This is a genomic window from Ruegeria atlantica (assembly GCF_013033965.1).
GTDB lineage: Bacteria > Pseudomonadota > Alphaproteobacteria > Rhodobacterales > Rhodobacteraceae > Ruegeria > Ruegeria atlantica_D.
This window is the reverse complement of the sequence record NZ_WQFE01000001.1, coordinates 603194-624218: the sequence shown is the minus strand read 5'-3', so window position 1 is coordinate 624218 and position 21025 is coordinate 603194. Positions and strand designations below refer to the sequence as shown.

At 58.3% G+C, this 21025-nt stretch carries 19 protein-coding genes; 12 read left to right on the top strand and 7 right to left on the bottom strand.

The genetic code is table 11. The features are described from left to right. Positions 1–99: 99 nt before the first annotated feature. The 3 genes from GOW16_RS03070 to GOW16_RS03060 are packed head-to-tail and all read right to left on the bottom strand — an operon-like array spanning position 100 to position 1400. Positions 100–261 (bottom strand): hypothetical protein, encoded by a 162-nt coding sequence (locus tag GOW16_RS03070; protein ID WP_170410074.1) that lies wholly within the window; start codon positions 259–261, stop codon positions 100–102. A gap of 27 nt (positions 262–288) precedes the next feature. Then, positions 289–924: a pyridoxamine 5'-phosphate oxidase family protein gene (locus GOW16_RS03065; RefSeq protein ID WP_170410073.1), complete on the bottom strand. Its 636-nt coding sequence runs from the start codon at positions 922–924 to the stop codon at positions 289–291. Between the two features lie 11 nt (positions 925–935). Continuing rightward, positions 936–1400 carry a DUF1348 family protein gene (locus GOW16_RS03060; protein ID WP_170410071.1) on the bottom strand — a complete coding sequence of 155 codons (465 nt, stop codon included), beginning with the start codon at positions 1398–1400 and terminating at the stop codon, positions 936–938. Positions 1401–1702: 302 nt separating this feature from the next. Here GOW16_RS03060 and GOW16_RS03055 point away from each other — a divergent pair, with 302 nt between their 5' ends. After that, positions 1703–2266 carry a TetR/AcrR family transcriptional regulator gene (locus GOW16_RS03055; RefSeq protein ID WP_170410069.1) on the top strand — a complete coding sequence of 188 codons (564 nt, stop codon included), beginning with the start codon at positions 1703–1705 and terminating at the stop codon, positions 2264–2266. 128 nt (positions 2267–2394) lie between these two features. Then, complete coding sequence (locus GOW16_RS03050) at positions 2395–3552, top strand: acyl-CoA dehydrogenase family protein (RefSeq protein WP_170410067.1); 1158 nt, start codon at positions 2395–2397, stop codon at positions 3550–3552. Between the two features lie 159 nt (positions 3553–3711). Here the strand turns inward: GOW16_RS03050 and GOW16_RS03045 are convergent, their stop codons facing one another. Continuing rightward, positions 3712–4602 (bottom strand): LysR substrate-binding domain-containing protein, encoded by an 891-nt coding sequence (locus tag GOW16_RS03045; RefSeq protein ID WP_170410066.1) that lies wholly within the window; start codon positions 4600–4602, stop codon positions 3712–3714. 96 nt (positions 4603–4698) lie between these two features. Between GOW16_RS03045 and GOW16_RS03040 the strand changes: the two genes are divergently transcribed. From GOW16_RS03040 to GOW16_RS03025, 4 genes are read left to right on the top strand one after another with little or no spacing between them, the layout of a single operon-like run. After that, complete coding sequence (locus GOW16_RS03040) at positions 4699–5865, top strand: pyridoxal phosphate-dependent aminotransferase (RefSeq protein ID WP_170410064.1); 1167 nt, start codon at positions 4699–4701, stop codon at positions 5863–5865. Positions 5866–5889: 24 nt separating this feature from the next. Then, positions 5890–8082: a dehydrogenase E1 component subunit alpha/beta gene (locus tag GOW16_RS03035; RefSeq protein ID WP_170410062.1), complete on the top strand. Its 2193-nt coding sequence runs from the start codon at positions 5890–5892 to the stop codon at positions 8080–8082. After that, positions 8079–9113 carry an ACP S-malonyltransferase gene (locus GOW16_RS03030; RefSeq protein ID WP_170410060.1) on the top strand — a complete coding sequence of 345 codons (1035 nt, stop codon included), beginning with the start codon at positions 8079–8081 and terminating at the stop codon, positions 9111–9113. Before GOW16_RS03035 ends, GOW16_RS03030 begins: the two co-directional genes overlap by 4 nt. A gap of 39 nt (positions 9114–9152) precedes the next feature. Then, complete coding sequence (locus tag GOW16_RS03025) at positions 9153–10424, top strand: NAD(P)/FAD-dependent oxidoreductase (protein ID WP_170410058.1); 1272 nt, start codon at positions 9153–9155, stop codon at positions 10422–10424. Between the two features lie 2 nt (positions 10425–10426). Here the strand turns inward: GOW16_RS03025 and GOW16_RS03020 are convergent, their stop codons facing one another. Continuing rightward, complete coding sequence (locus tag GOW16_RS03020) at positions 10427–11128, bottom strand: SDR family oxidoreductase (protein ID WP_170410056.1); 702 nt, start codon at positions 11126–11128, stop codon at positions 10427–10429. Positions 11129–11231: 103 nt separating this feature from the next. Here GOW16_RS03020 and gcvA point away from each other — a divergent pair, with 103 nt between their 5' ends. After that, entirely contained in the window at positions 11232–12083 is an 852-nt protein-coding gene (gene gcvA, locus GOW16_RS03015; RefSeq protein WP_170410054.1) for a transcriptional regulator GcvA, read from the top strand. Here the strand turns inward: gcvA and GOW16_RS03010 are convergent. Beyond that, positions 12074–12976 (bottom strand): LysR family transcriptional regulator, encoded by a 903-nt coding sequence (locus GOW16_RS03010; protein ID WP_170410052.1) that lies wholly within the window; start codon positions 12974–12976, stop codon positions 12074–12076. The two genes, gcvA and GOW16_RS03010, sit on opposite strands and share 10 nt — an antisense overlap. 76 nt (positions 12977–13052) lie before the next feature. Here GOW16_RS03010 and GOW16_RS03005 point away from each other — a divergent pair, with 76 nt between their 5' ends. The 5 genes from GOW16_RS03005 to GOW16_RS02985 all read left to right on the top strand — a co-directional run bounded on the left by GOW16_RS03005 (position 13053) and on the right by GOW16_RS02985 (position 20230). Beyond that, positions 13053–16265: a reductive dehalogenase gene (locus GOW16_RS03005; protein WP_170410050.1), complete on the top strand. Its 3213-nt coding sequence runs from the start codon at positions 13053–13055 to the stop codon at positions 16263–16265. Positions 16266–16394: 129 nt separating this feature from the next. Then, positions 16395–17261 (top strand): FAD binding domain-containing protein, encoded by an 867-nt coding sequence (locus GOW16_RS03000; RefSeq protein WP_170410048.1) that lies wholly within the window; start codon positions 16395–16397, stop codon positions 17259–17261. Next, the gene (locus GOW16_RS02995; RefSeq protein WP_170410047.1) at positions 17258–17737 is read left to right on the top strand and encodes a (2Fe-2S)-binding protein; all 480 of its coding nucleotides are present in this window, start codon (positions 17258–17260) and stop codon (positions 17735–17737) included. The genes GOW16_RS03000 and GOW16_RS02995 overlap by 4 nt, the downstream gene beginning before the upstream one ends. Then, positions 17737–19992, top strand: a complete 2256-nt coding sequence (locus tag GOW16_RS02990) for a xanthine dehydrogenase family protein molybdopterin-binding subunit (RefSeq protein WP_170410046.1) — start codon at positions 17737–17739, stop codon at positions 19990–19992. Before GOW16_RS02995 ends, GOW16_RS02990 begins: the two co-directional genes overlap by 1 nt. After that, complete coding sequence (locus tag GOW16_RS02985) at positions 19985–20230, top strand: MoaD/ThiS family protein (RefSeq protein ID WP_170410045.1); 246 nt, start codon at positions 19985–19987, stop codon at positions 20228–20230. The genes GOW16_RS02990 and GOW16_RS02985 overlap by 8 nt, the downstream gene beginning before the upstream one ends. Here the strand turns inward: GOW16_RS02985 and GOW16_RS02980 are convergent. Further along, positions 20227–20931 carry a lysophospholipid acyltransferase family protein gene (locus tag GOW16_RS02980; protein ID WP_170410044.1) on the bottom strand — a complete coding sequence of 235 codons (705 nt, stop codon included), beginning with the start codon at positions 20929–20931 and terminating at the stop codon, positions 20227–20229. The two genes, GOW16_RS02985 and GOW16_RS02980, sit on opposite strands and share 4 nt — an antisense overlap. Positions 20932–21025: the final 94 nt, after the last annotated feature.

The following is a 21025-nucleotide window of genomic DNA, read 5'->3' as shown; positions in this document are numbered from 1 at the left end:
ACTCGTCCCGATGTCTAATCTGCCCTTCAAATGGGGGTTCCAGTCACGGGAAGGTCAAGGGGTTTCGTGGATTTTCTTTCCGCACCCGCCACGATGGTGTCATCTGTTCGCAAACACTTCCAACAAGAGGGAGTTGTAGGTTTCCGGCAGCGGGGATCTGACGGCCTCGGGCGAAGCAAAGAATGCAAGCGTGGCAGCGGCCGTGATCAGCACAAAGCCTACAAGAATAAATGCGGCCATATTCAATGAAGATCGCGACATGGGCAAAGTCCTAACTCGAGATGTGTATCAAGCGGTGCTGGATCCGGACTGTTTACTAAGCTGTTGCTTCAACTTTTCATTTTCGGCCTGAAGTTGTGCCAGCTGCTGTCCCAGCGAGTTCAAGTGCGGCCGAAGCTCGGCTTCGGTAAAACGGGGCGTGATGTGGCGCGGGCAGTTCCAGTCCAGCCCTTCGACCCGGATGATGGCGGCGCGTTCAGCCGGGGCATCGGCACCGTCCGGATAAAGGCTGGCTGCTGCGGTTGCGCCTTCCGTGAACTCGACCCTGCCCAGAATTTTCAGGCGGCGCTGGTTGGCGTAATCCATCAGGATCATTGCAATCCGGTCATTGCCATCCAAGTTGCCGCGCGAGATGTACTGTTTGTTGCCCGAATAATCGGCATACCCGATTGTCCGCGGTCCCAAAACCTTGAGAAACCCGATCGGGCCACCACGGTACTGCACATATGGCCAGCCGGTCTCGGACACGGTGGATTGATAGAACCCGTCCCGCGCTTCGATAAAGGCTTTTTCAGGCTCACCGATTTCATGGCCCTGTTGCGGGCCGGTTTCGATGAATTTGGCGTAGGTTTTTGCAGAGCCCATCCGTTCCTGATGGGCACGGACGGCGGGGGTGAAGGTCAGTTCAGAAAAGGCACGGGGCATCAGGTGTCCTTTCAAAGGCGCAGATCGGACAGACCGGGGTGATCGTCCGGGCGGGGGCCATGCGGCCAGAAGAATAAACGTTCGGTTTCAGAAATCGGCAGGTCGTTCAGCGACGCGTGACGTTCAGCCATTCGCCCATCTTCGGCAAATCGCCAGTTTTCATTGCCATAAGACCGAAACCACTGACTGCTGTCATCGCGCCATTCATATGCGTAACGAACTGCAATGCGGTCACCGGAAAACGCCCACAGTTCTTTGATCAGTCGATAGTCCAGCTCCTTGTGCCACTTGCGTGTCAGAAAAGCGTGGATGTCTGCGTGACCGCTCAGAAATTCTGCGCGATTTCGCCACCGACTGTCATCGGTATAGGCCAGCGTCACGGCGTCCGCATCACGACTGTTCCAGGCGTTCTCGGCCATCCGAACTTTTTGTGTTGCGGTTTCCAGGGTGAACGGGGGCAGAGGAGGACGGGTCATGCGCGGGTCTTTCACGCCAAGGAAGCTGCCATCAAAGCGATGGTGAAAAGAAGAGGAACGTACTGGGGCGGGAAGGGTCTGGTACGGCGTCTCATTGGGGTATTCCTGTGTTAACTGATCGGTACACTGTTCCCTCAACATGTACAGATCGGTAAACTTTATCAAGTGCCGATTTGTAGTTTTTTTGATCCTGGATTTGAATCTCCAGAAAGGCCCTAATGAAAACAGCAAGTTAGGCTTCAGTTGTTGCAGCTGTCGCCACAGTGCATTATGTACCGATCAGTACATACAGGAGCTGACGGATGCGCCCAAACAAACGTGACGAGCTGGTCCGCAAGGCATTGCAGGTCTTCTATCGTGACGGATTCCACGCCACGGGCATGGACAAGCTGGTGGTTGAGACGGGCGTGTCGAAAACGTCGATGTACAAGCATTTTCGTTCGAAGGAAGACTTGATCCTGGCGGCCCTGCAGTTGCGGGATGAGAGCTTTCGAAAATGGTTCCTGTGTCGGGTTGAAGAGCTTGCCGATACGCCCGCCGATCAGCTGATTGCGAGTTTCGATGTGCTAGGCGAATGGTTCCAGGAAGACAGCTTTCGTGGATGCATGTTCATCAAGGCGGGCGCAGAATATCAAGAACAGGATCACCCGATCCATGTGCACGCAGCGACATACAAGAAACTGATGCTTGAGTTCCTCACCGATCTGGCGCGCAAAGCGGGCGCCCGCGATCCCAAGGCATTGGGCTGTCAGTTGCTGCTGTTGCAAGAGGGCGCAATCGTGACTGCTGTTTTGGTCAAAAATTGCGATCCCGCGAAAGACGCAAAGACAGCGGCTCGGGTCCTGCTGGAAAATGCCCTGGGTTAACCGGGGTTTAAACCTATGAATGCAGGGTCTTGAGCGAAAAAGACGTTGCGTTGCGATCCGGTGGGATGGGTTGGTTTGCCGGATGTCCAAAGCTACCCTTGTCGAAATTCGATTTGGGAGAAGCTTACATGTCGCTATTTACGCCTACCGCCAACTGGGTCACCGAGGAACACCAGATGTTTGCCGAGATGGCAAACCGGTTCATGGATGACGAACTTGTTCCCAATATCGAACGCTGGAACGAAAACGGTGTCGTTGACCGCGATTTCTGGAACAAGGCTGGGGATATGGGGCTGATGGCTGGCGCGATCCCGGAGGAATATGGCGGCGTCGGCGGCGGAATCGGGTTTGATGCAGTCACGATGTACGGGCAGGCCGCGCGTGGAGACTCAGGCTGGGGCTTTGGCATTCAGTCGATCGTTATCCATTATCTGAACGCCTATGGCAGCGAGGATCAAAAGCAGAAATGGCTGCCCAGACTGGCATCCGGCGAAATGGTTGGCGCTTTGGCCATGACCGAGCCCGGAACAGGGTCGGACGTGCAGTCCATTCGTACGACCGCGGACAAGGATGGGAATTCCTATCGTCTGAACGGATCCAAAATCTTTATCACCAACGGGCAATCCGCCGATTTGATCCTGGTGGCCGCAAAGACGGATAAAACGGAAGGCGCCAAGGGCGTTTCGTTGATCGCCGTCGAAACTGACGGCGCGGACGGGTTTCGCCGGGGTCGCAACCTGAAAAAACTGGGGATGAAGGCCAACGATACGGCCGAGTTGTTCTTTGAAGACGTCAAGGTTCCGATGACCAATCTGATCGGTCCGGAAGAGGGACAAGGCTTTTATCAGATGATGAAGCAACTGCCTTGGGAACGTCTGACCATCGGTATCATGGCGCTGGGCGCAATCGACTTCGCGATTGCCGAGACTGTTCGGTATACGCAGGAACGAAAGGCCTTTGGCCAGCGGGTTATGGATTTCCAGAATACGCGTTTCAAGCTGGCCGAGTGCAAAACCAAGGCCGAGGTCCTGCGCAGTTTCGTGAACGATTGCGTCGGGCAGCTTGAGGCTGGCACATTGGATGCGGCGAAGGCTTCGATGGTGAAATACTGGGGGTCAGAAGTGCAGAACGAAATCATGCACGAATGCCTTCAGCTGTTTGGTGGATATGGGTTCATGATGGAGTACCCAATCGCCCGGCTTTATGCAGATGCGCGCGTTCAGATGATCTATGGCGGCACAAACGAGATCATGAAGGAACTGATCGCCCGCTCGCTGGATAAATAACGTAGAAAAAGGGCTCCCGCCCGTCGTCAGCGTTTGGGTAAAACGTTTTCTCCCGTTGGGGCGGGCGGGTGTCGGCACAGCCCGCACCTGCCCAGCCCCCCTGCCGTCCGCAGGACGCAAGGCCGTAGGTCGCGCAGAGCTCGTCACACGAATGTTAGGTCAAAATGGACCAACCTGATCCTGCAGCCATATCCGAAACGACCGTAACGGTTCGGATTCCGGTCGTGTTTTTGGCCAGACCAAATAGAACTGCCCAAGGCTGATGTGGGGGCCGTTCCAAGCCGGTACCAACCTTTCAGTTTTTAGTTCGTCTTCAATCAGGTAACTGGGCAATAGCGCCGCGCCAAGCCCGTGGATCGTAGCCTGGACCATGGTTGAGAACTGATCGAACAGCATTCCCTGCATCCCCGACGCGTCACGCCCTTGCTCGGCAAACCACCGCTCCCAAGCGTCGGGCCGGGTTTCAAGATGCAGCAATGGGGCCTTCATCAGCCAGCTCAAATCCTTGTCGAGCTCGGGCAGCAGATCCGGCGCGCAGACCGGAACCACATCTTCTCGCATGATCGGCAAGTAGTTTACTCCTGGCCAGTCCTTTTGACCAAAGTGAATGGCGGCATCAAAATGCTCGGTCTCGAAATCAAACGGCTTGAGGCATGTGCTCAGGTTCACGGTTACTTCGGGGTGGCGACGGGCGAAATCCTGCAGGCGCGGTGCCAGCCAGTGCATTCCAAAGGCGGGCAGGATGGACAGGTTCAGCGATCCGCCGGTTGGATTTGCCTTCAGTTTCAATGACGCTTGCGCAATCTGGTTCAGCGCTGCACGCGCCACCAGAACATAGTCCTTGGCAGCGGGGGTCAGGTGCAGTCGCATCCGGTTACGCTGGATAAGCGCAACGCCCAGTTGTTCCTCCATGGTCTTAAGCTGCCGACTGATTGCGCTTTGGGTCAGCGACAGCTCTTCGGCCGCAGCTGAGGCGCTGCCGAGGCGATCAACGGCCTCCAGTGCCAGTAGCGAGGGGATTGAGGGTAAGAACCGACGGGGCGCAATCATATGATAAATCCTCATACCTTTCACACGGAATATCACTGGCAATCGCCGTGCACCAGCCCGATACAGAGGTGTGGATTCCAGCGTGGATGTGAACCAATGACCCTAGCGACCTGTATTCAAGAGTTTCAGCCCGCCGACCGGTTGGACGGCATTGAGCTGTCAGAGATCGTTCGTATCTCAGAGCAGGCCGCGCGCCTTCGCGCGCAGGGTGTCGACGTGATTGCGCTTAGCACTGGAGAGCCTGATTTTCCGACCCCACAGCATGTTGTTGAGGCGGCCCATCGCGCAGCTGTTGACGGGCAGACACGGTACCCCGCAACGGCAGGAACGCCAGCGTTGCGCGAAGCGATCGCGACGGAAGCTGGCGCGCGTCCCGAAAATGTAATCGTTTCGACAGGAGCCAAGCAGGTTTTGTCCTGCGCGATGATGGCATCTTTGAACCCTCGTGACGAAGTGATCATGGCCGCGCCATTCTGGACGAGCTATGCGGATATGGTCAGGCTGGCCGGTGGGGTTCCCGTGGTCGTCAGCTGTCCGGCTGAGCAAAGGTTCAAGCTGCCTCCGGGGCAATTGGAAGCTGCGATTACCTCGCGCACACGTTGGCTGATGTTGAATTCGCCGTCCAATCCAACCGGTGCTGTCTACTCCAAGGCTGAATTGCAGGCGCTGGGCGTTGTTTTGCAAAATCACCCACAGATTTCGGTGATTTCTGACGAGATATATCAACACCTGTCATTTGTGCCCTTCACGCCTTTTGTGCAGGCTGTTCCCGAGTTGGCGGATCGAACGTTAACCGTTAACGGTGTGTCCAAAGCCTATTCCATGACGGGATGGCGTATCGGGTGGGGCATTGGGCCAGTTGCTTTGATCAAGGCGATGGTTGCTGTGCAGGGGCAAATCACATCTGGTGCTTGTTCAATTGCTCAGGCTGCAGCTTTGGAGGCTGTCACCGGACTGCAGGACCTGTTGGTGACACGCCGTCAGGCTATGCGCGCGCGCCGCGATCTGGTTGTCGAAGGGCTGAACGCTGCCGGTTTGGAATGTGCCGTACCGGATGGCGCGTTTTATGTCTTTCCTAAAACTCATGCGAAAATGCCCACCGACCATGAATTCTGTCGCTTTCTGCTGGATGAGGCGGGCGTGGCGTTGGTACCGGGACGCGCGTTTGGGATGCCGGGGCATTTGCGGCTTTCTTTTGCCTATGCCACCGAAAGTCTGCAAGAAGGTATGCGCCGTATCGCGGACGCTACAGCCAAACTGTAACCAATTAAGACCGGAAGACACCCAATGGACCGCGCCCAGATCGTTCACGAAAACTTCCTGACTAGGGTCGCTAATCGCGATTTTCCACAAGGGCCGAGCCCGAAGCCGGGTCTAAGCCACACCGATGCGGTTTCGTTGTACCGATCTCAAGTGCTGAGCCGTGCACTGGATCGGACCAGCCGGGCGATGCAGAAAGCGGGGCAGGGGTTTTATACCATCGGCTCGTCCGGCCACGAAGGGATGGCCGCCGTGGCGCATGCGTTGCGTCCGACCGATATCGCCTTTCTTCACTACCGCGATGCGGCATTCCAGATCGCCCGGGCCGAGCAGGTTCCAGGCCAGCAGATCGCGTGGGACATGTTGCTCAGCTTTGCCTGCTCGGCGGAGGATCCGACTTCGGGCGGGCGGCACAAGGTTTTGGGTTCAAAGGCGCTGACGATCCCGCCGCAGACTTCGACGATTGCCAGCCATCTGCCCAAGGCTGTGGGTGCAGCCTATGCGCTGGGCGCGGCGCGACGGCATGACCCTGAACACCGCGAATTGCCTTTGGATGGGATCGCGATGTGTTCCTTCGGGGATGCTTCCGCCAACCATTCTACGGCGCAGGGCGCAATCAACACTGCAGGCTGGACCAGTGTACAATCGACGCCCTTGCCCTTGTTGTTTGTGTGCGAAGACAACGGAATCGGAATCTCGGTCAAGACGCCAAAAGGCTGGATACAGGCATCGATGGAGCATCGCCCGGGGATCAAGTATTTTCAGGCCAATGGTCTGGATATCTATGATACCTACGTAGTGTCCAAGGAGGCTGCCGAGTATGTCCGCACCCGCCGCAAACCGGCTTTCCTGCATTTGAAAACGGTGCGCCTTTACGGTCATGCAGGTGCCGATGTACCAACCACATACCTGCCAAAAGCCGAAGTTGAGGCGGATGAGGCAAACGATCCCTTGCTGCACTCGGTGCGCTTGCTGGAACAGGCGCGCGCGCTTGGGCCGGAACAGGCGTTGAAAATCTATGAAGACACCTGCGCTCGTACCGACCGGATCGCAGCCGAAGCCGCGACTCGTCCGCATCTGGCGAATGCGACCGAGGTTGTGGCCAGCCTGATCCCACCGAAACGCGTCTGCAGGCCCACCAATGGGCCCAGTGCCGAAGCGCGCACCAATGTATTCGGCGGCGACATGCGGGCTATGAATGACCCGCAGCCCATGAGCCGTCTGATCAATTGGGCGCTGACCGATCTGATGCTGGAACATGACGAGATCGTCTGTATGGGTGAAGATATTGGCCGCAAAGGCGGCGTCTATGGCGTGACCCAGAAATTGCAGCAACGCTTTGGTCCGGACCGGGTAATCGACACACTGCTGGACGAGCAGTCCATTCTGGGGCTGGCCATCGGCATGGGGCATAATGGGTTCATTCCGATCCCGGAAATCCAGTTCCTCGCCTATCTGCACAACGCCGAAGACCAGATCAGGGGTGAGGCCGCGACCCTGCCGTTCTTTTCGAACGGGCAGTTCACCAACCCGATGGTGCTGCGCATCGCCGGGCTTGGGTACCAAAAGGGGTTTGGCGGCCATTTCCACAATGACAACTCACTGGCGGTCCTGCGCGACATTCCGGGCGTGATCATTGCCTGCCCGTCGACAGGCGCAGATGCGGTGCAGATGCTGCGTGAATGCATCCGACTGGCGCGCGAAGAACAGCGAGTGGTGGTCTTTCTGGAACCTATTGCCCTTTATCCAATGCGTGATCTGCACGACGCTCACGATTCAGGCTGGATGATGAGGTATCCATCGCCCGACCAGAGGATTGCGTTGGGCGAGGTTGGCGTGCATGGCGAGGGGACAGATCTGGCCATCGTCACCTATGGCAACGGGCATTACCTGTCCAAACAGGCTCTGCCCGAATTGGAGGCGGCAGGCCTGAAAACCCGCATCATCGACATGCGCTGGCTGGCACCGCTTCCCGTTGATGCGTTGCGTGAGGCAACCAAGTCCTGCAAACACGTTCTGATCGTTGACGAGTGCCGCCGCACCGGCAGCCAGTCCGAAGGGCTGATGGCCTTTTTCGCCGAAAGCAGCCCCACGACTTCAACCGCGCGCGTCGTGGCCGAAGATTGCTTTATCGCAACCGGCCCGGCCTATGCCGCCCCGCTGCCGTCGAAAGGCGGGATTATCACCGCTGCGCTGAAACTGACCGGAGGCCGCTCATGACCCGCACTGCTGTTGTCATTTGCCCCGGTCGAGGGACCTACAACAAGCCCGAGCTTGGCTACTTGCATCGCCATCACGCGCAGCGGACTGAGATGTTTCAGAGTTTCGACGCCATACGCGCCGAAGCCGGGCAAGAGGCCGTTACCGCACTGGATAGCGCGGCACGGTTCACGGTTTCCAAGTACTCAAAGGGCGATATTGCGTCACCGCTCATTTACGCCGCTTCGCTGGCAGATGCACAATCGCTGGCCGATGATATCGAGGTGGTTGCGGTCACCGGGAACTCGATGGGGTGGTACATCGCGCTGGCCGCCGCCGCGGCTTTGTCGCCACAGGACGGGTTTCGTGTTGTGAACACGATGGGAACGCTGATGCAGGATCACCTGATCGGTGGCCAGCTGGTTTATCCCTTTGGCGTCGACGATTGGGCGGATGACGCTGTCCGCAAGGCTGGGCTGCTGGAGGACGTGGCACGCATCAACGCGATGGATGGACATGATCTTGCGCTGTCTATTGATTTGGGTGGGATGCTGGTTTTGGCAGGCAATGAAAAGGGGCTGAAGGCATTCGAGGTGTCGCAACCTACCGTGCAGGACCGTTTTCCGATGCGCTTGCCGAACCACGCCGCGTTTCACACGTCCCTGCAGGCTCCGGTCGCTGCCCAAGGGCGCGCTCAGCTAGGTGCCGAAATGTTCGGACAGCCTGAACGCCCCCTGATCGACGGTCGTGGAAATATCTGGTGGCCGGGTGCTACCGATACAGAGGCGCTGTGGGGCTATACGTTAGGCCATCAGGTGACCGAACCGTATGACTTCACCCGCGCGATCCAGACTGCTGCGCACGAGTTTGCGCCGGATTTGTTCATTGTCACCGGTCCTGGCGCGACCTTGGGTGGTGCAGTCGCGCAGTCCCTGTTTCTGGCGAATTGGCGCGGCATGGCAGATAAGGCCGCGTTTCAGGCCCAACAGGAAGCCTGTCCCTTCCTGATAGCAATGGGGCGCGAGGATCAAAGAGCCCTTGCAACAGGTTAGCGCCACCCCGATGATCCGCGCAATTTCAAGGAGCGCGAAGTGAGCGACCACAACCAGTCCCTTTGGCTGAAAACATGCCGTGAACACGTCGAACCCGCGATCTCGACCAGTGACATCACTGTTGATCTGGCGGTGATCGGCGGTGGCTACACCGGCTGTTCTGCGGCCCTGACTGCAGCCAAAGCAGGTGCCTCGGTCTGCGTGCTTGAGGCGCATGAGATTGGTCACGGCGGCTCGGGTCGAAATGTCGGGTTGGCAAATGCAGGGCTGTGGTTGCCGCCCGCCGAGATTCGCGCGCATTTGGGTGACATGGTCGGAAACCAGTTGATTGACCTTCTGGCCGCTGCTCCAACTGAAGTGTTCAGCTTGATCGACCAGCACGACATAGAGTGCGAACCTGTTCGAAACGGAACTCTGCATTGTGCGCATTCTGCGGCGGGTTTTAGGGATCTGCAGGCCCGACACGCGCAACTCAGCGCTGCTGGTGCACCGGTTGAGTTGCTTTCTGCAGAACTGACCGAGCAACGTACAGGAAGCGCGGTATTTCATGGCGCCATGTTTGACCCTCGCGCGGGGACAATTCATCCGTTGGCCTACGTGCGGGGGCTGGCACGTGCAGCGGCCGAAGCCGGTGCATTGATCTGCACACAAAGCCCGGTTCGGTCTATGGAACATGTCGATGGAACCTGGGTGCTAAAAACATCGCAGCGCACGGTGCGTGCAAAGTCCGTGGTGCAGGCAACTAACGCCTATCACAGCGATCTGAGTGCATCAGCCCCCGCATATGTGCCGGTCTATTACTTTCAATACGCCACAGCCCCGTTGTCAGACAATCTTCGCGCCAGCATTTTACCGGACGGCGAGGGGTGTTGGGACACAGGCCTGATCATGACCTCGTTCAGAATGGATCATGAGGGGCGGTTTATCATTGGTGCCATGGGTGATCTGGATCGGGCAGGCGGTGCGATTCACAAAAGCTGGGTCAAACGCAAGCTGGCTCAGCTGTATCCACAACTGGCTGATCAGCCGTTGGTCGAAGGATGGCATGGTCGCATCGCTATGACTTCGGATCACATCCCCAAGATCACACGGATTGGCCCCAATGCTTTATCCGTCCACGGCTATTCCGGGCGTGGGATCGGACCGGGCACCGTCTTTGGCCGTCTTGTTGCCGAGAGCTTGCTGCAGGACGACCCAGGTCTGTTACCAGTGCCTGCCGTCGTCGAATATCAGGAAAATTGGAAAGTCCTGCGCCGCGCGTATTTTGAAACTGGCGCGGCGCTGACGCATTTTTTCAAGGCGCGGTTCTGACGTCAGACCGCGCGGGTGATGCCGCCATCCACCCGTATGTTTTGACCAGTGATATAGCCGCCGCCCTCTGACGCGAGCATTGCCACGACCGAGGCGATTTCATCATAGCTGCGTCCGTAGCGGCCCAACGGGATGCGTGCACGGAACTCTTCCTTTTCGGGCAGGCTGTCTATGAACCCGGGCAGGACGTTGTTCATCCGGATATTGTCGGCGGCGTATTTGTCCGAGAACAGCTTGGTGAAGGCTGCCAAGCCCGCGCGGAATACGCCTGAGGTTGGGAAGACCGGATCGGGCTCGAACGCTGCAAAGGTCGAAATGTTGATGATCGATCCGCCCCCTTGTTCCTGCATAACCGGTGTCACCAACCGGGTCGGTCGCACGGCATTCAGGAAATAGACGTCCATACCGGTGTGCCAATCCTCATCCGTCAGTTCCAGAACGGGCGCACGTGGACCATGCCCGGCCGAGTTGACCAGCACGTCGATGCGTCCCCAATGGGCCATCGCAGTATCCACCAGTTTTTGCAGATCATCCGTCGACTGGTTTGAACCCGTCACACCAACGCCGCCCAGTTCGTGCGCTAACGCCTCGCCCTTGCCGGACGAGGACAGAATGCCAACCTTAAAGCCGTCTGCTGCCAACCGTCGGGCTGAATCCGCGCCCATTCCGCTGCCGCCCGCCGTTATCAATGCCACTTTGGTCATGTGATTTCTCCATTCATTGACGGCATAAGGATGGGCTTTGGTGGTCAGATTGACCAATCAGAATTGCTACGCTTATGCTGTAGAAAAACTACAGGATAAAGTTATGGCAGCACTTCCGCCTTTAAATGCCTTGCGGGCTTTCGAAGCCTCCGCGCGCCACCTGAACTTCCGCTTAGCTGCTGAAGAGTTGGGTGTCACTCAGGGGGCCGTCGCGCAGCAAGTGCGCGGGCTTGAGGAACGGTTGGCCGTGACACTGTTTGACCGCCTGCCGCGCGGACTTTCGCTGACCGAGGCCGGACGCAGGTTTCACACGCCTTTGCGCCGGGCTTTCCGACTGATCGAAGACGCTGTCGAGGAACTATCGGAGGACAGGCAAATCACCATTTCTGTCACGCCCAGCTTCGCTTCGAAATGGCTGGTTCCCCGTCTTCAAGACTTTACCCGTAATTACCCGGACATTAGCGTCCAGGTCGACGCGCGGGAAAGGCTTGCGGATTTCCAGGGGGATGGCGTCGACATTGCCGTCCGACAAGGGCGCGCGCCGTTCGGGTCAGGCATGGTCGCTGAACCTTTGTTCTCGACTACTTTCGTTCCTGTTTGCAGCCCAGAGATGGCGGCTGGCATTTCCAAGCCTGCTGATCTGACACAACATACTCTGCTGAACGACACGCATGGGCTGTGGCCCCTGTTTCTGCAGCGGGCAGGCATCATAGGCAAGCCGAAAACGATGAGTTTCAGCCAAACCAGCCTTGCCATCGACGCAGCCGTCTCTGGCCAAGGGGTCGCGTTGGCCAATGAACCGCTGGTTTCCGCCCAGGTGGCCTCGGGTCAGTTGGTTCGTCCGATACCTGACGAGATGGTCGAGGATCTGGGATTTTACATCGTGACACCCAAACAACCCCGCCAACCTGCCTTGGTCGCAGTGATGAAAGACTGGCTACTGTCTCAGTCCTGAAGCGTACCTGCGATGGCCTCGATCCTGTCACGTAACCAGCGATGCGCCGGATCGTTGGACGACCTCTGGTGCCAGACCATGTAGATCGAGACGGGTTCGCAGGCGAATGGCAGTGGTGCACAATCCAATGCTTGTAGCGGACCATGTTTCATCAGCGCCGTATCGGTAGAAATCAAGTCGCCGCCTTTCACGAACGAGGTAATGGCATTGAAATGCGGAAGGGTAACGGTAGGAGGCCTGATCTGGTTTTGATCGACACCACGCATGACAGCGCGTGAGCTACGGCCGTCCGAAAAACGCACCTCGACATGTTCGGTTTCGCAGTAGGTCTCCCAACTGTCCGGAGGCAATCGCCGAGTGCCGTCAAAATAGATCATCAGCGGGCTGCTGAGGATGCGCTTTTGAAAGATGTCCGGCCCATCCGGCGGCAAGGGCGTTAGCATCAATTGACACCGGTCACTGCGCAACAACTCAGGGTCAGGAACGCCCGAGGGGATAAACCCCAGCCCCAGCTGGACGCCTTCTGCCCGAACCGTTTGCAGCAACTGCGGGAAAATCAATTCCCTGGGCATGTCGTTCGTGGCGATGTGAAAGATCATCTCTTCGGAAAGTGGATCGAATGGTCGATCTTCGGTCAGCGCGCGCATTCCGTCCAGAACGTGCTGCACAGGATCTTTCAACGATAAGGCGCGTTCGGTGGGCGTCAAACCTTGACCTGATCGCACGAACAGCGGATCGCCCAAAACCGACCGCAGTTTGGACAGGGTGTGGCTGATGGCCGATTGTGTCACCCCAAGGCGGTCCGCGGCTTTGGACACGGAGTTTTCCTCGAGAATGGTCAGGAAAACCCTCAGGACTTTGCCATCGAGATCCATGAAATCAATTTTGCTCATACTATGTATGATTATTCATGAATGGATTTACTGTCTATGCCGCATTAGGTGAGATCTAGATAATTGGAGGCGCACGATGGGGATCCGCTTTTTCTCGGACAAGAACCGGCCGGTCCACATGGGACCGTACCCGTTAGAGCGATTGGTGCGCCAGAACGTGATGCCGGACTTGTCCGCTATTCAACCCATGCCCATGCTTAGCTTTCACCGGCCAGAACAACCCGAAAGCATTGTCAACGCGATGGGTGAGTTTCAGGCGATGATGGACACCATACGCGACGGGTTCGTGAATGCCGTCCCCTCGGATATTCCGATTGATCCGATCGCGCGGGCCGATCACCTGAAGGCTTTTGGTTATTTCAACGACGCGTCAATGATGGGGTGCGGACCTTTGCCGGCCGAGGCGGTGCTGTCCCAGCCACGTCGCAACCCCGATATTGACCGTCTGGCCCATGCATTGAAGACACGCCAGACCAAGACGCTGGCGTCGGGCATCGATGTCATCATGGCCGACCTTAAGGAAAGTATGGAGGCGGCCCCCAAGCCGATGGACACGCATCGCCACGCCATCGTCTTTCTTTATGAACACAACCGTGATCCGAACCGGGATGAGCCCGGCTCGGATTGGATCATGGACGCGCAGGACCACCGGGCTTGTTTGCTGGCGACCGAAAATGCAGTGGTGATTGCCAATTATATCCGGTTGTTGGGGTTCGATGCGCGGGCGCATACGGCGATGTCCTCCGAGGTCGATCTGGGTAAACTGGCGGTCGCAGCGGGCTTGGCCACAATCGAGGATGGCGACGTCGTCGTGCCGTGGCTAGGCAAGCGATTTGGGTTGGCTGTCGTTTCGACCGGGATGGAGATTGCACATGATCGGCCCCTTCTGCCGATGGCGCAGCAACCGTGGTTTCGCACCCAAGGCCCTGCATGGTGGCTGGGAACGGGGTTCGCCAAGAATGCCCTGAACCGGGATGCTTACGCCAAACGACGCTACGTGGACGGGGCACATCCATTCGAGAAGCTTAAGCGCGTCGAGGACCCGACGACCTATATCGACGAAGAAAATGTGGCCCGTGTTCCCAAACGTGCCGATATGTTTGCCCGCGCACAATTCGGGGATATGGGCAAACCGCTGCAAGATGCAGCCAGGGGGGGGCACTATGTGCGCAAGGCCGCCCCCAGTTTCGCGCAACGCCGCTCATTAGGCGCATTTGTGTTGTTGCAGGACGGGGACAGCGCGGATGGTCCATGTCCGACCGATGCTGCCCGAAATGCCGCGAATATCAAGGCAGCGACCTACTTCCTTGGGGTCGACGCGGTAGGTCTAAGCCGTTGCCCGGAATGGGCGTGGTATTCCCACGACGCGACGGGGGAAGAGATCAACCCGCCCCATGATCAGGCCATCAGCATGATCATCGACCAGGGTTATGAAACGATGGAAGGCGCAAGCGGCGATGATTGGATCAGCGTGGCCCAGTCTATGCGCGCCTACCTGCGGTTTTCACTTTTGGGCGGTGTAATCGCGCAGCAGATCCGCAACCTCGGTTACAAGGCCAAGGCGCATACGGTCATGGACGGTGAGGTGCTGCAACCGCCGCTTTTATTGCTGTCCGGGTTGGGCGAGGTCAGCCGAATCGGCGAGGTCATTCTGAACCCTTACCTTGGCCCAAGGCTCAAGTCCGGTGCGGTGACGACCGATATGCCAATCGAGCATGACAAACCGATTGATTTTGGCCTGCAGACCTTTTGCGAAAGCTGCAACAAGTGCGCGCGGGAGTGCCCCTCAGGGGCGATTACCGCGGGGCCGAAGTTGATGTTCAACGGCTACGAGATCTGGAAATCCGACAGCCAGAAATGTGCAACCTATCGTGTGACCACGCCCGGCGGCGCAATGTGCGGACGCTGCATGAAAACCTGCCCTTGGAACCTCGAAGGGATATTCAAGGAACGCCCGTTCCGGTGGGCCGCGATGAACATCCCTCAAGCAGCACCAGCATTGGCGAAACTGGACGACGCGGTGGGCAATGGCGGCCTGAACGACATCAAAAAATGGTGGTGGGATATCGAATTGCAGTCGGACGGAGCCTATCGCCCGACGCAACATCCGCTGAACCGGCGCGACCTGCAAACGGATCTGGACCTGAAATACGAGGATCAGACTCTGGCCGTTTACCCCGCCTATCTGGCCCCGCATCCGTGGCCCTATCCCTTTGCGATGGATCGCGAGGCAGGGATCGCGGCTTACGAGGCGTTGATCAGTGCAGATGAATACAAGACCCGTAAGACTGCGGGCGACATTTCAGTTATCCATCGCTACCAGATTGCCGGAGACGCGCCGGTGATGCGTGTTGCGGTGACCAAAGTCGACAAAATGACTGCTGATGTAACGAAGTATGAATTCTCACCGCTGGACGGTGCGCCCCTGCCGGGATGGACAGCGGGCGCACATCTGGACGTGCTGGTTGCACCCGAATTCCTGCGCCAGTATTCAATGTCTGGCGACCCTTCGGACAGTTCCGTCTATCAGATCGGCGTCCTGCGCGAGGATGAAGGACGGGGCGGTTCAGCCCTGCTGCATCGCATCTTCGACGAAGGGCGCAAAGTTTTCATCTCAAAACCTATCAACCATTTCGAACTGGATGAAACCGCAACCAGGACTTTCCTGATGGGAGGAGGGATCGGCATCACCCCGATGATCGCCTTTGCGCACCGCTTGCATGCGCTGGGTAAGCCGTTCGCGTTGCACTACTCCGCCAGCACGCGCGGCGGTGCCGGTTATCTGGAGGATCTGGCGGCGACGCCCTGGGCCGATCACGTGCATTTCCATTTCTCGGATGAAGGCACGCGCGCTGATCTTGATGCTGTCCTGTCCGGCTATCAGCCGGGCTGGCACGTTTATACCTGTGGACCGGATCGGTACATGGACGGAGTCATTGCAGCGGCTGAGCGACAGGGTTTCCCCGAAGAGGCGCGGCATCTTGAGTATTTCTCGGTCCCTGAACAACCGGAATACGAAAACCATCCCTTTACGCTGAAGCTGGCAAAGTCCGGCAGGGAACTCGCTGTCCCTCAGGACAAGGACGCTGCTCAGGTTCTGAACGAGGCGGGGATTCACGTCGACGTAAAGTGCTCTGACGGCATTTGCGGGGTTTGCAAATGCGGTGTGGTTTCCGGAGATATCGAACACCGTGATTTTGTTCTGTCAAACAAGCAACGCGAGGATGCGATCATCCTGTGTCAAAGCCGCGCGGCTGAACCTGACGGTGTGATCGAACTCGACCTCTGATCCGAGGTCTGAAAACGACCTCGAAAATCAAAAAAATTGGTCGTTCCAGCCATGGACGCCATGGGGTTGCTGCACTAACGTCCCCTGCGAACCCCAGTGAATCCTGATCAACAGGTGCGAGGTATTTTCATGGATTATCACAGCCCCGCCAGCTTTGCCGAGGCGTCGGCTCTGGCCGCGAACGCGACGGGCATCACACGGTTTCTGGCAGGCGGCACCGATGTTCTGGTGCAGCTGCGCTCAGAACTGGTGACGCCCGACACGCTGATCGACCTCAAAAAGATTGATGGCGTCAGTGATATCAACAGCAATGCCGATGGCAGCTGGACGCTGGGTGTTGCTGCTACCGGAGCGGAAATGAGCGAGCATGCTGAACTGGGCCGGGACTGGCCCGGCGTGGTCGAGGCGATGGACCTGATCGGTTCGACTCAGGTGCAGGGGCGCGCGACCTTGACTGGCAACCTGTGCAACGGATCGCCTGCTGCGGATTCCGTGCCCGCCATGGTAGCTGCAGGTGTGAGCGTTACAGTGACTGGACCGGAGGGTGACCGAGAGGTTGCAGTCGAAGATATCCCGACCGGTCCCGGCAAGACATCGTTGGCCAAAGGTGAACTGATCTCGGCCGTCCACATTCCCGCCCGTGGCGAGAATGGTGGAGACGCCTATTTGCGGTTTATTCCGCGCACCGAAATGGACATTGCCGTTGTCGGCGTTGGTGTAAACCTTCGTCTGGACGGCGATACTGTCACCGAGGCTCGCGTTTCATTGGGTGCTGTTGCCCCGACCGTGCTGCTGGTCGAAGACTGCGCTAAAGCCATAATCGGCAGTACGCTGGATGATGCCGCGCTGGATGCGCTGGCTGCTGCGGCATCCGCCGCCTGCAACCCGATCGACGACAAACGCGGCACAATCGCATTCCGCACCGAGGTCGCAGGCGTTCTGGCCAAGCGTGCCGCGAAAATCGCCTATGCCCGTGCGAAGGGAGAACAAGCATGAGCAAGTTCCACGTATCTACCACTGTAAATGGCGACACTGTCGAATACCTGTGCGATCCGCGGGAGACCCTGCTGGACTGTTTGCGCGACAAGCTGAACTTGACCGGCGCGAAAGAGGGATGTGGTACTGGTGACTGCGGCGCCTGTTCAGTCTCGGTTGACGGCCGTCTGGTCTGTTCCTGCCTGATGCTCGGCGTTGAGGCCGAGGGCAAGCAGATCGAAACTGTCGAGGGCATCGCAGATGGCGACGTTCTGCACCCGCTGCAGAAGAAGTTCATTGAACATGCAGCACTGCAGTGCGGCATCTGCACTCCGGGCATTCTGGTCGCGGCCAAGTCGCTGCTGGAAAAGAACCCTAACCCGACCGAAGAGGAAGCCCGGTATTGGCTGGCGGGCAACCTCTGCCGCTGCACCGGTTATGACAAGATCATTCGCGCCGTCATGGAAACGGCCGAAGAACTGCGGGAGGCTTCGTAATGGCACTCGACGATCGCAAATCTGAATTCACTTTTGTTGGCACGCGACCGAACCGTCCCGATGGGTTGGACAAGGTTACGGGCCGCGCCAAATTCGGGGCCGATATGTCGGCACCCGGTATGTTGCACGGCGCGATCCTGCGCTCGCCTCACGCCCATGCGCGGATCGTGAAAATCGACACGTCGAAAGCCGAGGCGCATAAGGAAGTCAAAGCCGTCGTGACCCGCGCGGATTTTGCAGACGTTCCGTTCAAGCCCGGGCTTGAGGGCGAGTTCTGGAACGTTCTCGAAAACGTCATGGCGGGCGAAAAGGCTTTGTACGACGGTCACGCCGTTGCGGCTGTTGCTGCCACATCTGCCCTCGCAGCGCGCGATGCGCTCAAGCTGATCGAGGTCGAATACGAAGTGCTGCCCCACGTCACCGATGTGGATAAGGCGATGGCCCCGGATGCTCCGGTCATTCGCGAAGGCGCTGCGGATTATTCGGTTCCGGAAGGGATGCACCCGAACGTCGTGCGTTACCACGAAAGCGGGCACGGCGATGTCGAAGCTGGCTTTGCCGAGGCTGATCTGGTCATCGAAGACAGCTTTGTCACTGAGGCGACCCATCAGGGTTATATCGAACCCCATGCCTGTTTGGGGATGCTGGGCAATGACGGCAAGGGTGAGCTGTGGTGTACCACGCAAGGTCACTGGATCGCTCAGAAGACCTGTGCGGCGCTGCTGGGCATCGAAACCTCGCAGCTGCGTGTAACGGCCTCGGAAATCGGCGGCGGATTTGGTGGCAAAACCACTGTCTTCATTGAACCCGTCGCACTGGCACTCAGCCGCAAGGCCAACCGTCCGGTTAAACTGGTGATGACCCGGTCCGAGGTGTTCCGGGCAACCGGCCCCACTTCGTCGGCCTCGATGGACATCAAAATCGGGATGAAGAAGGACGGCACCATTTCAGCGGCGCAAGGTGTGTTCCGCCTGCAGGGTGGTGCATTCCCCGGTGCCCCCGGCGACATGACAGCCATGTGCGCCTTTGCGCCCTACAATCTGACCAACGTCAAACAGGTCGGCTATGATGTTATGGCCAACCGCCCGAAACAGGCTGCATATCGCGCGCCGGGTGCACCGATGGGAGCATTTGCGGTCGAGTCGGTGATTGACGAGCTGTGCAAGAAGCTGGGTCTCGACCCGGTCGATGTACGTCTGAAAAACGCCGCGCACGAAGGCACCAAGGCCAGCTATGGCCCACGGTATGAACGGATCGGTCTGGTGGAAACGTTGGAGGCCGCCAAGGCGCACCCGCACTATTCGGCGCCGCTGAAGCCCGGGCAGGGACGCGGAATCTCCTGCGGATTCTGGTTCAACCATGGCGGTGAAACGAGCGTATCTCTGGCCTTGTCCGAGGACGGCTCAGCACAGTTGATGGTCGGCACACCCGATATCGGCGGCTCGCGCGCATCGATGGCGCTGATGGCAGCCGAAGTGCTGGGCATCCCGTACGAGAACATCCGTGTCACCATCGCCGACACGGCCACGTTGGGGTACAACGATGTCAGCCACGGCTCGCGCGTAACCTACGCCTCCGGTCTGGCCACCATCAAAGCAGCCAAACACGCGGTCGAAAAACTGTGCGAACGCGCGGCGGCCAGCTGGGGAATCCCGACCGACGCGGTCAAATGGGAAAACGGCTGCGCGGTGCCCTCGGGCCCCAATGCCGGTGATTTCGATCCGCGCCCGTTGGCCGATATCACAGCCCACATGGGCTCGACGGGCGGACCGATCTCGGGCCACTTCGAGGCAACGCCCGAAGGGGCAGGCGTGTCCTTTGGTACCCATATCGTCGATGCTGAGGTTGATCCGGAGACCGGCAAAACCTCGATCACCCGCTACACGGTCATTCAGGACGCAGGGAAGGCGATTCACCCGACCTATGTGGAAGGCCAGTATCAGGGCGGTGCCGCGCAGGGCATCGGATGGGCGCTGAATGAGGAGTATATCTATGGGGAGGATGGTCGCCTGCAGAATTCGATCTTCCTCGACTACCGTATTCCTGTCGCCAGCGACCTGCCGATGATCGACACGGTAATTGTTGAAGTGCCCAACCCCGGCCACCCGTTTGGTGTGCGGGGCGTTGGCGAAACTGGCATCGTGCCGCCTTTGGCTGCCATCGCCAACGCCGTGTCACATGCGGCTGGCGTGCGCATGCGTCAGCTGCCAATGTCACCGCCACGCATTCTGGCGGCGCTGAAGGAAAATGGTTGAGGTTCACCTCTGGTCCGGCCTCCGGTCTTTGACCGGGGGCCAGCAGGTGGTCGAGGTGGAAGCCAAGACCACCGGTGACTTGCTGCGCGCTTTGGTGCGCGCGCACCCACAACTTCAAGGTCCGATAGATGCCGGTGTGTCAATTGCAATTGATGGTCGTGTCATCGCCACAGGGCTGACCGAGCCGATCCCTAAGGGCAGCGAAGTCTATTTGATGCAGCGGTTGAGGGGCGGTTAGCTCTCAGGCGACCACGGTTCACGACCGACCATACGATCGGCTTCGGCTGTGAGGTCATTCATGTGGTTCTCCAGGCTTTGGCGCAGCGCTTCGATCTGCTCATCCGTTGCCTTGCGCGGAACGGGATCGGTCCATTCCCGACACAGGAACACGCCTTCGTTGCGCCAGGGGCGCGGCATCAACAGACGATCCCATGTGCCTGCTTCGCGGCCATGTTTCGCGGAAAATGTGATCCCGAACACACGCTTGCCAGAGGTCCGCGCCCAGATCAGTGGCACTGTCGACGAGATCCGTTCCGGTCCGCGCGGCCCGTCAGCCGCAATTCCGATTGAGATCCCCTGTTTCATCTTGCCCAGAACCTCGCGCGACAGGGCGACGTGCCGTTTATGGCTGGACATGGCGATCGTATCCATGCCGAACAATTGCTGAACGCGCCCCACCATACTGCCCGCCCGCGCCGAAGAGGTAATCGAGCAGATCCGCCCCTTGTCCAGAGGAAAGAAATAGGGCGACTGCGCCAACCGCTGATGCCAAAGCACCACGATGACCGGCTCACCCCGCTCGGCCAGCTGGTCCAATTCCTCATAGCCGATACGCTGCCATTGCGTGTTGCGATGAACCATCCGGATATAGCTGGCGATGCGGCGCGCAACCCAATTCAGGGTAGTGTCGCTGTCGGCTATCTTTTTGCGGATGCTCACGGATGGTGTCCTTCTGCTGGCCAATCCGTGTCTTATAGAACTCATCGCAGTGCGCAACTTGTTTGTGCTGCGTATTAGTCGCGCGGAATCTGAA

Excerpts from the sequence above, each read along its gene's own strand:
- GOW16_RS03005 (WP_170410050.1), top strand. The coding sequence starts at position 13,053 with ATGGGGATCCGCTTTTTCTCGGACAAGAACCGGCCGGTCCACATGGGA.
- GOW16_RS03010 (WP_170410052.1), bottom strand. The coding sequence starts at position 12,976 with ATGAGCAAAATTGATTTCATGGATCTCGATGGCAAAGTCCTGAGGGTT.
- GOW16_RS02985 (WP_170410045.1), top strand. The coding sequence starts at position 19,985 with ATGGTTGAGGTTCACCTCTGGTCCGGCCTCCGGTCTTTGACCGGGGGC.
- GOW16_RS03020 (WP_170410056.1), bottom strand. The coding sequence starts at position 11,128 with ATGACCAAAGTGGCATTGATAACGGCGGGCGGCAGCGGAATGGGCGCG.
- GOW16_RS02995 (WP_170410047.1), top strand. The coding sequence starts at position 17,258 with ATGAGCAAGTTCCACGTATCTACCACTGTAAATGGCGACACTGTCGAA.
- GOW16_RS03040 (WP_170410064.1), top strand. The coding sequence starts at position 4,699 with ATGACCCTAGCGACCTGTATTCAAGAGTTTCAGCCCGCCGACCGGTTG.
- GOW16_RS03050 (WP_170410067.1), top strand. The coding sequence starts at position 2,395 with ATGTCGCTATTTACGCCTACCGCCAACTGGGTCACCGAGGAACACCAG.
- gcvA (WP_170410054.1), top strand. The coding sequence starts at position 11,232 with ATGGCAGCACTTCCGCCTTTAAATGCCTTGCGGGCTTTCGAAGCCTCC.
- GOW16_RS03000 (WP_170410048.1), top strand. The coding sequence starts at position 16,395 with ATGGATTATCACAGCCCCGCCAGCTTTGCCGAGGCGTCGGCTCTGGCC.
- GOW16_RS03070 (WP_170410074.1), bottom strand. The coding sequence starts at position 261 with ATGTCGCGATCTTCATTGAATATGGCCGCATTTATTCTTGTAGGCTTT.
- GOW16_RS03060 (WP_170410071.1), bottom strand. The coding sequence starts at position 1,400 with ATGACCCGTCCTCCTCTGCCCCCGTTCACCCTGGAAACCGCAACACAA.
- GOW16_RS03030 (WP_170410060.1), top strand. The coding sequence starts at position 8,079 with ATGACCCGCACTGCTGTTGTCATTTGCCCCGGTCGAGGGACCTACAAC.
- GOW16_RS02990 (WP_170410046.1), top strand. The coding sequence starts at position 17,737 with ATGGCACTCGACGATCGCAAATCTGAATTCACTTTTGTTGGCACGCGA.
- GOW16_RS03065 (WP_170410073.1), bottom strand. The coding sequence starts at position 924 with ATGCCCCGTGCCTTTTCTGAACTGACCTTCACCCCCGCCGTCCGTGCC.
- GOW16_RS03045 (WP_170410066.1), bottom strand. The coding sequence starts at position 4,602 with ATGATTGCGCCCCGTCGGTTCTTACCCTCAATCCCCTCGCTACTGGCA.
- GOW16_RS03035 (WP_170410062.1), top strand. The coding sequence starts at position 5,890 with ATGGACCGCGCCCAGATCGTTCACGAAAACTTCCTGACTAGGGTCGCT.
- GOW16_RS03055 (WP_170410069.1), top strand. The coding sequence starts at position 1,703 with ATGCGCCCAAACAAACGTGACGAGCTGGTCCGCAAGGCATTGCAGGTC.